We start from the raw sequence: 12,402 nt of genomic DNA, 5'->3' as shown, positions 1-12,402 counted from the left end.
GCGGTAGTGATTAGCTGCCACCTCTTTTTTCAGTATTGATTTAGCTTGGTCAAAATAATTTTCTGCCTGATCCTATTTATCCAGCTCCCGGTAAATGGCGGCTAATTTAATCATATCTACGGCTACAACCCGACTCTGATGATCCAAATACTTCTCATTCACGTTGATACTTTCCTCAAGCAAGGTAATCGCCTCATTTAAGCGATCGGTGTGCTGATAGACTAATGCTAAGTTCGGCTTAACTCCGGCTTTATGCATGGCTTGGTTACTCTGTTTGATGATATCCTTGTGTGACCGTTCGGCTGCGGAATAATTTCCGAGATGGTATTTTGCAGTTCCTATATAATTTTTGGCTTGCAAAATATATTGATTACCCGGCTCTAGGTTTTTCTGATATATTTGCAAGACTTGCTTGGCCAAACGTTCCGACTTTTCGTACTCTCCGGAGAGTGTATAGTTCCGAGCAAGGTGATACATCGGAATGGCGGTTTGTAGTGTTTCCTCACCAGTTAATTTTTGTTTTAATGCAATCGATTTCCTGAAATACCGGTTTGATTGTTCAAAATTACCTAACTTTCGATTTGTCCACCCCAAGAATTTGTAATTTTCCGCTACCGTGAGGGTGGGACGATCCAAGGTCTTTCGATGTATTCGATTTGACTTTAACAGTACTTGCTCTGACTTTGTGAAATTGAAGACATAGAGAAGTGTTCGGCCATAACCGGTGAGCATGTTCATATATTCATAGGATTGATCTAAACCTGCCTTTTTATAAATGCTATCCGCTTTTTCGAAATATAGATTACCTTTTTCGTAATCTTTCAATTCTGAAGAGATTACATGAGCCCGGAGACCTATAACGGAAGCTTTCAAAGCAGGCGGTGGGGATTCCATGTTTTTCAGTTGGTTATGAGCCCTTTGAGCAAATTCCACAGTCTCCTGCTGGCCTTTATTCCAATCTGTGTACAAATCCCCAAGGAGCACATTGGTTTTTACTTTATTTTCAATTGGATGAGTTGTTTCAGAACTCCACTCTAACGCTTTACGATAGTTAGATTCCGCTTCTTGGTATGCATCAATGCCTTTTAAAACTTCCCCTTTGGCTAAGAGTACTTTCACATAAACATCAGGTCGATCTTGAAGATCATCGGTGATGGTATTACTGGAATTAGTGAGCAGTTCTTTCGCCGACAAATTCTTGCCTTCATAATCAGTGGAACGAGGATTGGATGTCCTGAATATTTCGACCTAATACTTCCGTAACAGTTTGGGCTTTTTGCGCCTCCATTTCAGCAATCTGACGCTCTTCTTCAATTGTGTTGATATGATATATCCCCAATCCAACTATTGTAACAATAGCTAGCATTGAAGCTACAATAATACGACTGTTTCGACTAACAAATTTTTTGATCCTGTATTGAAATGTATCACGTTGAGCGATAAGAGGAATTGATTGTACCTGTTGAGGTCTTCAAGCAGTTGTTCAACCGAAGGATACCGATCCTTGAATTCTTTGCGCCATGCTTTCCATTACCAAGGCGTCAAGATCTCCTGTAAGCGTTTGAATCAAAGATAAAGGTGTCGTATCTCTGAGTGATGCAATCTCTGTTCGTTCATCTTTGCTTAGTTTTTGAATATTTTTTGATGGGGTTTCAGGAGATTTTCTGAGAATTAAATTCTCAATCCGCGATGGCTTTTTATCTTTGATATTGAAAGGATGCTTGTCGGTTAGCAGCTCATATAGAAGTATCCCCAGAGTATAAGTATCAGTTACTGTAGTAATTGCTTCATTACTAAACTGTTCCGGGGCACCATAACCCAGGGTAAGCATATGGTCACTAGTGCGCGTTCTTAATAAAAGTGCATCTCCGGAATCTTTGTACTAGAAGTTTAGCAATACCGAAATCAAGTATTTTTACGGTGCCGCTGTCGGTGACATAAATATTAGAGGGTTTTAAATCACGATGGATTATGGCATTTCTATGTGCATGTTTTACAGCCTGACATACTGTTTGAAACAACTGTAGCCGCTTGTCCAAAAGGGAGTTGATGCTTTTGGCAATACTCCAGGAGTGGAATACCTTCAATGTATTCCATGACGAGATAAGGTAGTCCGTTATCAGTAACGCCTCCGTCAAGAAGTTTTTACAATATTAGGATGGTTAAGGCTGGCTAGTATATTTCGTTCACGTTTAAATCGAGCAATATTAGACGGGGTGCTCATACCACGTTGTAGTAGTTTTAACGCTACTTTCTTATTGTAGGCTCCAACAACCCGTTCTGTCAAAAAAACTGATCCCATTCCCCCATGGTCGATCAGTTCGATAATCTTGTAATTTCCTATTATATCTCTAATTAAGGAAGGTTTTTGATCTTTTTTTATTGTGTTTTGAAAAATCAGCAGCTAAATGATTGGGAAAGGCTTGAGGTTCCTCTAAAAACTCTTCAGTGCCAGATTTATCAATTGATTCTAGAAGAGCGGTTACCTTTTTTTTTGAGTTTTGGTACTCCCTGGCATCGCTTTTGGATGTAGGTAAGTCTTTTATTTTTATCTAAGTCTAAGGCCGTGTCAAGAATCTCATAGATCTCTTTCCACTCTTATTTATTCATGGAAATGATTTTTGTTATAACCCCGATTTTAATTCTTTATATAACCATCCGCGTGCTTTAGCCCAGTCTCGTTTTACCGTCCATTCCGATATATCCAATGCTTTGGCTGTGGAATAGACCGTCATCTGTCCCAAAAAACGAAGTGTGACAATCTGGGCCATTCGTTCATCTATTTCCCCAAGTTCTTTGAGTTTTTTGTCCAACTCAACTATATGCTCAGATTCTTCTTGTACTTTTAACAGCTCATCGATGAACGTAATATCCCGGTTGTCGGCTCCCCTTTTTTCTGCCTGTTTTTACGGGCATGGTCAACAAGTATTTGTCGCATGCAACGCGCGGCGATAGCCAAAAAGTGATTTTTATTGGCTACTTTCAGCTCTCCTTGCTGTACTAGTTTTAGATATACTTCATTTCATGAACAAGAGCAGTCTTGGTATAAGTAATATCGTCTCTTTCATCTTGTAAGTTAGAATAAGCCAGCTGCTTGAGCTTCTGGTAGACTAGGGGAAAAAGTTCGTTATATGTTTCTTCAGAACCTTCTTCAATGTCATTTAAAAGCTGAGTTATTTGAGAGGAGTCTGCCATTGAAAATATTTTGTGTTTGGAAATTCTCTTATATCTATTTTTAAGGACGTAGATTTAACTTTGGTGAGACCTCCAATAATATCCAGCGAAAATAGAGTAGCACCCTGTTCAAACAGGGAATGGCTGCCCATGATACTTAAAAGTTTTTAAATCCCATTACAGGGATTGTAAAAATAGTTAGCCAACGTATTATTTATGATGCTTTGATCCTACCTGTGAATCAAAATAATCGGGGTATAAAGAGCAAGTTCTAGAAAAAAACTTTCAATAACATCATACTAATTAAACTGGAAATGAAGTTTAAAGTCAAAAAATGCTTTTTTCTAAAAAGTACCCTGCAGGCGATACTGACATTACGACCCTTAGAATAGCGATGGTTATTGAATTTTAGGGATTGGAATTAGCATTAAAAAAGCTTATTTTTGCGTGCCTGCTGACGAGTGAAAGTCACCACGTCGGCTGTTTCAATTAAGGAACAACCAAAGGAAAACATATCCTATGAGTAGAAACTATTACGAATTAACATATATAATAAGTCCCGTTCTAGAAGACGATGAGTATGAAGGTATCGTCGAAAAATTCACCAAGTTTATCAGAGATAATGATGGTGAGATTGATGAAGTTGATGAATGGGGAATCCGCAAGTTTGAGTTTGAAATGGATAATAAGTCCAGCGGCTATTACGTAAACGCTTATTTTACTGCGCCCGGAGAACTTATTGAGAAGTTAGAACGAGCACTTCGCATTGATGATCATATTATGCGTTATCTAACGTTGAAGTATGATGCTAAAATGTTGCGTCATCGTGAAATGCAGCGTAAAAATGAAGTACCTCCGGTCTTTGTCGAAGAGCAAGATGAAGAAGAAAACGACGAAGATTAATTTATCTCAATAAATACAACAATTTTCTATTATGATTAAGAATCCATCACACCCAAAGAAAGGGCATATTAAGACCCGTGAGTGCAAGTTTTCGAAAGCGGGCATTGAATATATCGACTATAAAAACACTGATTTGCTACAGCGTTTTATGAATGATCAGGGAAAGATTCTTCCCCGTCGTGTAACCGGAACGAGTGCTAAATATCAGCGCCAGTTGTCGCGAGCTATTAAGCGAGCACGATTCCTCGGTTTGATTCCATATGTAGCAGATAACCTTCGATAACAAAGATTTTCTATTCCCATGGCTAATAAATACATGAAGTTAATTTTAAGAGAAGATGTTAATAAGCTCGGTGATGCCGGCGACATCGTAGAAGTAAAAGCCGGATACGGCCGCAACTACTTGATACCCCAAGGAAAGGCAATTATGGCCACCGACGGTGCTCTCAAGCAGGTTGAAACAATGAAAGAACAAGCAGAACGTCGTGCTGAAGTTACAGTAGAAAATGCTCAGGAATTGGCAGAGCGTCTGGAAACTACTTCGGTAACAATTCCTGTTGCTGTAGGAGAAGATGAACGGATTCACGGTTCAGTAACCAATCAAGACGTTGCAGATGCACTGGAAGAACGAGATATTAACGTCGATAAGCGTAAGATTGAACTAGACCAAGACATCAAAACATTAGGTGAATACACCGCCACTGTTACTTTAATTAGTGAGATTAAAGCACAGATTAAAGTTTGGGTGGTTAAAAAATAAAGCGCTTTGCGTTCAATTTAACCTCTTGGTAATGAAAAATTCGATTAGTAAGATAATGGGGATCATCGTAATGGTGTTATCCCCATTTTTTGTTCAAGGACAGATGTTAGATCCTGTCTCATATTCGGTAACAGATGCTCCTGAAACAGTGAAGGCGGGGGAGGTGTTTGACCTGACCATTAAAGCTTCTATTGATGGAAAGTGGCACCTCTACTCTGTAGCCAATGACCCTGACGCAGGGCCCTATCCCACCCAGTTTTCTTCCGCCAACAAAAAGATGGCTGTAGCCGGGACTGTTACAGAATCGGAACCAGTAATAGAAATGGACCCGAACTTTAATACCGAGCTGGGATGGCACACAAGTAAGGCTACCTTTACTGTTCCAGTAGCATTTCGAGAAGATGTTTCCGGTTCGGCAATGATCGATCTTGAAGTTCTTTATCAGGTTTGTGATGATAAGGTCTGCCTGCCTCCTAAAACAAAATCTATTACCCATTCAATAACTATTGAAGGGGTTTCTGATAAACCATACCAGGATTTTGAACAAGCAGGAACGGAAGATCAAGGCGAAGAATCTTTAACAGCTACAGGTTCTTCCTCCAAAAGCGATGGATCAATAGGTAGTAGTACTGCTTCAAGCAGTGGGTTAGGAAGTAGTGGTGTGTTTTCATTTCTTTGGATCGCATTAACAGCCGGTTTTGCAGCACTTTTAACTCCTTGTGTGTTTCCAATGATCCCATTAACGGTTTCTTTCTTTTCGAAACAGAAAGAAGGAGAGGGGGGGAGTGGGAAGGCAGTATGGCAGGCTCTTGGCTTTGGACTAGCTATTGTTCTGACCTTTACTATTTTGGGGGCTTTATTAGCTTTGATTTTAGGGGCTTCAGGGGCTAACCAGTTTGCTGCAAACCCGTGGGTTAATCTCTTTATTGCATTCGTATTGGTAGTTTTTGCTGTCAGTTTGTTGGGAGCCTTTGAATTACGCCTTCCTCACCAATTGACCAATTGGCTAAACCAAAAAAGTAATGAAAGTTCAGGGCTTATTGGAATTCTCTTTATGGCATTAACTATTAGTGCCGTGTCATTTTCATGTACAGCACCTTTTGTAGGGGGAGTATTAGCTGCTACTACGGGAGGAGAGTGGTTTTATCCCATTATAGGTATGGCGGGCTTCTCGGCGGCATTTGCGAGTCCCTTCGTTATTTTTGCACTCTTTCCCCGATGGCTGGAATCGTTACCCCAGAGTGGATCGTGGATGAATATTGTAAAAGTTCTTTTAGGTTTCATAGAGTTAGCTGCAGCAATTAAGTTTTTATCCAATGCTGACTTAGTTTGGGAGTGGGGGTTGGTTTCACGACCATTTGCTATTGCAGCATGGATTGCTATTTTCCTATTAGCAGGATTATATGTTCTCGGAATGTATTCTATTAATCACGATACCAAACCGAAACAGATCGGAACCGGGCGCCTGATGTTGGCTATGCCTTTTATATTATTCAGCTTTTATTTGATCCCCGGATTGATGGGGGCATCCCTGGGTATCTGGGATGCTTGGTTACCTCCAAAACAAGCAACAGATGTGAGTGTAGTACGTTCTTTCGCACAGGTTGGAGGCGGTTCTGCCAATTCTTCGGAATCTGAAATGTGGTCGAGTAACTATGAAGAATCACGTGAAAAGGCAGTTAAAGAAAATAAACCTTTATTCATTGACTTTACAGGCTATACTTGCACCAATTGCCGGGCAATGGAAACCAATGTGTTTCCTCGAGAATCAATAAAAAAACGATTTGCAAAAATGCAGCAGGTGCGTTTATATACGGATGATGGATCTGAAGGACCAGCGAATCAACGATTTCAGTTTGAACTTACAGGTACAGTTGCATTACCTACGTATGTGGTTTTGGACCCAGAAAATGAAACAATTCTGGAACAGCTAATAGGTTATGCTGATAAAGATGAGTTTCAGCAATTTCTAGATGCTGGACTGCAACAGTACGGGAAAAGAAATAGTGGGTTTCAAACCGGAATTAATTAAGTTCTGAATACACCTAATTTGTTAAAGTTTTTAATACAAAAAGTTTATTTTAAAAAAGGATCTCCCTTCTTTGACATTTTAGCGAAAATGATCTATCATTTTGCATCTTTGTGAGCCCTTATTAACAGATAACTAATATAATTTAATCGGAGTAATCGTATGACAACGTCTATAACTCTCTTCTTCCTTCAAGCAGGAGTGGACCAAGGATTTTTTAATTTACTAGTTGAAAAATTTAATGAAGGTAATGAGGGTGGTTTTATGTGGCCGGTCCTTGTCGCCTTGATTTTAGGTTTGGCCATTTTCCTGGAGCGTATTATCACCTTAAATCTAGCTGATATTGATACACGAAAGTTTATTGTTGATGTGCAAGAAGCTCTCCAAGAAGGTGGAGTTTCTGCTGCAAAAGAACTTTGTGCTGAAACACGAGGGCCTGTTGCTTCTGTATTCCAAGCGGGGTTGATGCGTGTTGACGAAGGTATCGAAGCTGCTGAAAAAGCAATATCCGCTTATGGCTCTATCGAAATGAGTTTCCTTGAGCGAGGTCTTGTTTGGCTATCTCTCTTTATTGCCATTGCACCGCTGCTTGGATTCCTCGGTACTGTAGTAGGAATGATTCAGGCTTTTGATGCAATTGAAGAAGCTGGTGATATTTCACCTACTCTTGTTGCCGGTGGTATTAAGGTAGCACTTTTGACAACTGCAGGTGGACTTCTCGCAGGTATTATTCTCCAGATTGGTTATAATTACTGTGTTTCTAAAATTGATCGTCTGATTTCTGAGATGGAAGAAAGTTCTATCACGCTTATTGACTCTATTGTTATGCTCAAAGAAGGTGAGCAGATTGTAGATACTTCTGGAGAAGCAGAAGAATAAAATAAGTCTGACAATTACTACCTTTTTAACGAATTCTTACCTAATATTATGATTGTATCTATAGCACTAGGTTTAGGCTTGGGATTGATTGCGCTTGGCGTGATAGGAATGGTTGTTTCCGGGATCCAAAGCATGATTAAAGGCAAGCAGGACCGGAAAAAGATAATTTCTATGCTTGTTCCTTTTGTCGTTTTCGGTGCCGCTTTTGGAATCGCTGGAACCGTCACTGAAGCAGCAGTTGGTACCATGTTATTTATGATGGCTGTAATGTTTTTGTTTATGCTACTTACCGGCCTTCGCGGTACTTTTAATCTATAACCATTTAGGACTTAACCATGTTTGGAAGAGATAGAGAACGAGAAGACCCGGAAGTCGGTGGTGCGGGAATGGCAGATATTGCCTTCCTGTTACTTATCTTCTTCCTGCTTGTAACAACTATTGATGTTGATACGGGTATTGGTTTACAGTTACCTCCGGCTCCTGAAGAAGAACAGGAACCCCCACCAATTAAAAAGAGAAACATGATGAAAATCCTTGTGAACGAGCAAGGGCAAGTATTGATGGGGACAGAGGAAACAGAACCAACGCCTGTTACACAGGTCAAGCAGAAATTGAAGGATTTTGTAACCAACAGGGGACAAGATCCTAGTTTATCGGATTCACCCGATAAAGCAATTGTATCGATTAAAACACAACGGGCAACGCCCTACAATGTTTATATCAATATGCTTGATGAAGTGATGGGCGCTTATGCCGAGCTTCGAAACCAAGCTTCACAGTCTAATTATGGGGTTCCATATAAAAGGCTGGATGAAGGCAGTGAGAAGCAGAAAAAGATACAAGACATGTATCCTAAGAAAATTTCAATCGCAGAGCCCAATCAATAAGAGTATTTAATTATGGGACATTTTGAGAAAAAGTCTGCCAAAACAAGTCAGGATGTACCTACATCCGCAATGCCTGATGTAGTATTTATGTTGCTCATCTTCTTTATGGTGACAACGGTACTTCGTGAGGTTACATTACAGGTAAAGGTAGACTTTACTGAAGCAGAAAACATTGAAAAAATTGAACAGAAACGACTTGTTAGCTACATCTATGTAGGACCGCAGAAGTTATCTGGAAATAAACTGGGACCAGTTAAAATCCAGATCGATGATTCGATTATCGATGACGTTTCTGCTGTTCGTAACATAATGTACGATAAGTTGAAAGAAGAACCGAGACTTATTGTGTCGCTACGTGTACACGATGAGGCTGAATTCGGTAAAGTAACCGATATTCAGGAAGAGCTCCGTGAAGCAGGTACCCTTCGGGTAAATTATTCTACGAAGCAGGAACAACCTGGCGGTGGCTAATTTTTAATTTTTGTTCACTTAAATTTTTAAAAGGCAAGCACAGTTACTGTGCCTGCCTTTTTTATTATTAAAAAGTATTATGAAAGACGACTCATTTAGAACAATACAATCATTAGGACGAACCGAACTCATTGATGAACTGATGGAGTATGCTGACTTTGAACATCCGTCGGTAAAAATGGGATATGGCGATGATGCTGCCGTATTGCACGGGGAATCTGAATATAAACTTACTACTTCTGAGACTTTTTTGGAGGGCGTTAATTTTGACTTAACCTATGTGCCTCTTCATCACTTAGGGTATAAGATTGCTACAGCAGCAGTAAGTGATATCTATGCTATGAATGGTACTCCTGAAGTAGTTCTTGTAGATCTGGCTGTACCAAATAAGCTATCTGTTGATATGCTTAAAGAGATCTATCGAGGTATTGGTGCGGCATCAAAAGAATACGAATTTCAAATAGTGGGTGGAGACCTTACAGCATCACATAACATACTGTCTACAAGTGTTAGCTGTTATGGCTCTGTATCGAAAGAAAATATTATTTATCGCAAAGGCGCACAGGTAGGCGATGCGATCTGTGTTACCGGAGATCTTGGCGGTGCAATTGCCGGCCTGCGCATATTGATGCGGGAAAAAAAGTTTTGGCAAGAACAGGAAGAACAAACATCTTTTCAGCCTGATCTGGATGACTATGAATACGTTGTTAAACGACAGCTTGTACCGGCTGCCCGAAACGACTTCATAGAAAAGATTAATGAATTGGATATGAAACCTACTTCCATGATTGATATTACGCAAGGATTGGTGAATGAATTACAGCATCTTACTGCTGCTTCCGATATCGGTGCATATGTTTATCAGGCCGCTTTTCCTATTGCATTAGATACTAGAACTGTTGCCGATGAAATGCGAGAAGAGGTTGATCGTTATGCTTTGTATGGTGGAGAAGACTATGAGCTGATGTTTACCCTTCCTGAAGAAAAAGTAGAGGATTTAGCTGAGGAGTTTCAGGACTTTGTTGTTATTGGTAAAATTACTGAAAAAGAAGAAGGGCTGTGTATGCAACAGGCTGAAGGCGGCGTAGTAACATTTGGAGAAGAGAATGAGTCAGACTCATAACTCTTATACTATTAAATGATAGGAGATGGGAATGATTTTCTGTAAGCCGGTATGCCTATCAAATATTGATTTAGGAAAGTGGCAGATTGGCTACGCAGAATTATTAAATTTGCCGTATCTTTACTGAGATAAGATTTAATTGTTAATAAGTGACTCAATGTCGAACAAAAAAAAGCCATCAGATAACAACGATAGTGGGCAAAGGAAGTCTAAAGAAGACAATAACTTAATCCCTAAATTTCCTATATGGATTTATGTCATTCTTTTGCTGGTTTTGTTGGGAATACAATTTTATTTCTTCAATACAACTGATGGCAGCCGGATAAAATATAGCACCTTCCTGGAATATGTAGAAAAAGGCTATGTGGACAATATTGTTATTACCAACGGTTCAAGGATTACCGGTGAGTATAATAATAAAGCCGTAGAGGAAGGTATCGTGAAAGGTTCTAAAGAAAAGGAAGAACCACTTCCCTTAATAGGTGCAGAGGTACCCAATAGATTCAGTACCACTATGCTGGATGGAGATGAAATCCGGCCTGTTCTAGATAAAAATAATGTTACGTACGATGTCAAAATTGAAGAGGACTGGTTTAGTAGTCTCTTTGTTTGGATAATCTTTATTGCAATAGCGGTAGCCTTTTGGGTCTTTATTTTCCGCCGGATGAATCCAGGACAGCAGGTTTTGAATATTGGTAAAAATAAAGCCTCACTATATGACAAACAGAAAGAAAATAAGGTATCGTTTAAAGATGTGGCAGGATTGGAGGAAGCAAAAGCTGAGGTTGAAGAAATTGTGGAGTTCCTCAAGAATCCTAAAAAATTTACAAAACTGGGTGGTACACTCCCCAAAGGGGCTCTATTGGTAGGCCCTCCGGGTACCGGTAAAACGTTGATGGCTAAGGCGACTGCAGGTGAAGCCGATGTCCCTTTTTATAGTTTGAGCGGATCTGATTTCGTGGAAATGTTTGTTGGGGTAGGGGCTGCACGTGTTCGTGACCTGTTCAAAAAAGCCAAAGAAACGGCCCCATGTATAATTTTTATCGATGAAATTGATGCTATTGGGCGTACACGGGGTAAAGGGATGTCAATGGGCTCAAATGATGAGCGAGAGAATACCTTGAATCAGTTATTAAGTGAAATGGATGGTTTTAATAGTGACAACGGGGTCATTATTATGGCTGCAACCAATCGCCCTGATGTGTTGGACTCAGCATTATTACGCCCCGGTCGCTTCGATAGGCAGATTGTGATTGATAAACCGGATCTGAGGGGACGAGTTGAAGTGCTTAAAGTTCATACTCGAAATCTAATTTTGTCTGATGATATCGAGCTCAAGCTATTGGCTTCGCAAACTCCAGGTTTTGCCGGAGCGGAATTGGCCAACCTTTGTAATGAGGCAGCACTGATGGCTGCTCGACGTGGTAAAGAAGCGGTAGAGATGGAAGATTTCCAGGATTCTATCGAGCGCGTTATTGCCGGCCTTGAGAAAAAGAATAAGCTTATTAGTCCCAAAGAACGTGAAATTGTTGCTTACCATGAGGCCGGACACGCAATTGTGGGATGGTATCTGCAGCATACCGATCCGGTGTTGAAAGTAAGTATTGTTCCACGCGGACTGGCAGCTTTGGGGTATACCCTGCAAACACCGCTGGAAGATCGCTTCCTAATGACAACGGAAGAGCTTAATGATAAGATTTGTGCACTACTTGGGGGCCGGATAGCAGAAGAGATTATTTTTGATCGTATTTCAACCGGGGCGCAAAATGATCTGGAGCGCATTACCAATATGGCCTTTGCTATGGTTGCTGAATATGGAATGAGTGAAGAGCTGGGATATATCTCTTTAAAAGATTCTCAGAATCCGGATAACAGTTATGGATTCAATAAGAAATATTCTGAAAAGACATCTGAGAATATAGATAAAGCAGTAAAAGAGATTATTCGCCAAAATTATGAACGGACCAAAAAACTGCTTACCAAACATAAAAATCAACTTGAAAAAATGGCTGAGACATTGCTTGATAAAGAAGTTATTGATCACAATGACTTAAAGGCGTTGCTTGGTGACCATCCCGAAGGTAAATACCCAGAAGGAATTTTTGATTCCGAACTTAATAATGGGATCGCTGTAGCAGATGAAAGCGAAGAAGAGACTACAGATGAGGAGGAATAA

General features: G+C 40.1%; 17 protein-coding genes and 1 pseudogene. 10 read left to right on the top strand and 8 right to left on the bottom strand.

All coding sequences use genetic code 11. The features are described from left to right. Window positions 1–72: 72 nt before the first annotated feature. From FCN14_RS05745 to FCN14_RS15995, 8 genes and pseudogenes are all read right to left on the bottom strand, one after another. On the bottom strand, window positions 73–1,194 hold the full coding sequence (locus FCN14_RS05745; protein WP_138430194.1) for a tetratricopeptide repeat protein: 1,122 nt from the start codon (window positions 1,192–1,194) through the stop codon (window positions 73–75). Window positions 1,195–1,210: 16 nt separating this feature from the next. Then, a complete protein-coding gene (locus FCN14_RS15715) occupies window positions 1,211–1,366 on the bottom strand; it encodes a hypothetical protein (protein ID WP_171032827.1) in 156 nt (51 codons plus the stop codon). A 117-nt stretch (window positions 1,367–1,483) separates the two neighbouring features. Further along, a complete protein-coding gene (locus FCN14_RS16005; protein ID WP_138430192.1) occupies window positions 1,484–1,831 on the bottom strand; it encodes a protein kinase domain-containing protein in 348 nt (115 codons plus the stop codon). A 7-nt stretch (window positions 1,832–1,838) separates the two neighbouring features. After that, complete coding sequence (locus FCN14_RS16075; protein WP_350354172.1) at window positions 1,839–2,039, bottom strand: protein kinase domain-containing protein; 201 nt, start codon at window positions 2,037–2,039, stop codon at window positions 1,839–1,841. A gap of 95 nt (window positions 2,040–2,134) precedes the next feature. After that, window positions 2,135–2,302: a hypothetical protein gene (locus FCN14_RS05730; RefSeq protein ID WP_138430187.1), complete on the bottom strand. Its 168-nt coding sequence runs from the start codon at window positions 2,300–2,302 to the stop codon at window positions 2,135–2,137. 322 nt (window positions 2,303–2,624) lie between these two features. After that, a pseudogene (locus FCN14_RS16000) lies at window positions 2,625–2,891 on the bottom strand (ECF-type sigma factor); the annotation flags it as partial. Beyond that, window positions 2,846–2,986, bottom strand: coding sequence for an ECF-type sigma factor (locus FCN14_RS16070; RefSeq protein WP_138430723.1), 141 nt, complete (start codon window positions 2,984–2,986; stop codon window positions 2,846–2,848). The pseudogene FCN14_RS16000 and the gene FCN14_RS16070, both read right to left, overlap by 46 nt. Window positions 2,987–3,006: 20 nt before the next feature. Then, window positions 3,007–3,195, bottom strand: a complete 189-nt coding sequence (locus FCN14_RS15995; RefSeq protein WP_138430183.1) for an ECF-type sigma factor — start codon at window positions 3,193–3,195, stop codon at window positions 3,007–3,009. A gap of 498 nt (window positions 3,196–3,693) precedes the next feature. Here FCN14_RS15995 and rpsF point away from each other — a divergent pair, with 498 nt between their 5' ends. The 10 genes from rpsF to ftsH all read left to right on the top strand — a co-directional run bounded on the left by rpsF (window position 3,694) and on the right by ftsH (window position 12,402). Next, the gene (gene rpsF / locus FCN14_RS05710; protein WP_138430181.1) at window positions 3,694–4,077 is read left to right on the top strand and encodes a 30S ribosomal protein S6; all 384 of its coding nucleotides are present in this window, start codon (window positions 3,694–3,696) and stop codon (window positions 4,075–4,077) included. Between the two features lie 31 nt (window positions 4,078–4,108). Next, window positions 4,109–4,360 (top strand): 30S ribosomal protein S18, encoded by a 252-nt coding sequence (rpsR, locus tag FCN14_RS05705; protein ID WP_138430180.1) that lies wholly within the window; start codon window positions 4,109–4,111, stop codon window positions 4,358–4,360. Window positions 4,361–4,393: 33 nt separating this feature from the next. Continuing rightward, window positions 4,394–4,837 (top strand): 50S ribosomal protein L9, encoded by a 444-nt coding sequence (rplI, locus tag FCN14_RS05700; RefSeq protein ID WP_138430722.1) that lies wholly within the window; start codon window positions 4,394–4,396, stop codon window positions 4,835–4,837. 31 nt (window positions 4,838–4,868) lie between these two features. Beyond that, a complete protein-coding gene (locus FCN14_RS05695) occupies window positions 4,869–6,869 on the top strand; it encodes a protein-disulfide reductase DsbD family protein (protein ID WP_138430178.1) in 2,001 nt (666 codons plus the stop codon). 159 nt (window positions 6,870–7,028) lie between these two features. Continuing rightward, complete coding sequence (locus FCN14_RS05690; protein ID WP_138430175.1) at window positions 7,029–7,745, top strand: MotA/TolQ/ExbB proton channel family protein; 717 nt, start codon at window positions 7,029–7,031, stop codon at window positions 7,743–7,745. Between the two features lie 48 nt (window positions 7,746–7,793). Continuing rightward, window positions 7,794–8,063 (top strand): hypothetical protein, encoded by a 270-nt coding sequence (locus tag FCN14_RS05685; protein ID WP_246043105.1) that lies wholly within the window; start codon window positions 7,794–7,796, stop codon window positions 8,061–8,063. 17 nt (window positions 8,064–8,080) lie between these two features. Continuing rightward, window positions 8,081–8,632, top strand: coding sequence for a biopolymer transporter ExbD (locus FCN14_RS05680; protein ID WP_138430171.1), 552 nt, complete (start codon window positions 8,081–8,083; stop codon window positions 8,630–8,632). Between the two features lie 12 nt (window positions 8,633–8,644). Continuing rightward, window positions 8,645–9,103 carry an ExbD/TolR family protein gene (locus tag FCN14_RS05675; RefSeq protein ID WP_138430169.1) on the top strand — a complete coding sequence of 153 codons (459 nt, stop codon included), beginning with the start codon at window positions 8,645–8,647 and terminating at the stop codon, window positions 9,101–9,103. 79 nt (window positions 9,104–9,182) lie between these two features. Continuing rightward, the gene (gene thiL / locus FCN14_RS05670; RefSeq protein ID WP_138430167.1) at window positions 9,183–10,226 is read left to right on the top strand and encodes a thiamine-phosphate kinase; all 1,044 of its coding nucleotides are present in this window, start codon (window positions 9,183–9,185) and stop codon (window positions 10,224–10,226) included. 157 nt (window positions 10,227–10,383) lie between these two features. Continuing rightward, on the top strand, window positions 10,384–12,402 hold the full coding sequence (gene ftsH / locus FCN14_RS05665; protein ID WP_138430165.1) for an ATP-dependent zinc metalloprotease FtsH: 2,019 nt from the start codon (window positions 10,384–10,386) through the stop codon (window positions 12,400–12,402).

Origin of the sequence: Fodinibius saliphilus (assembly GCF_005869845.1) — a bacterium.
Lineage (GTDB): Bacteria > Bacteroidota > Rhodothermia > Balneolales > Balneolaceae > Fodinibius > Fodinibius saliphilus.
Note: the sequence above shows the minus strand (reverse complement) of the source record. Positions and strands in the feature narration are given on the sequence as shown.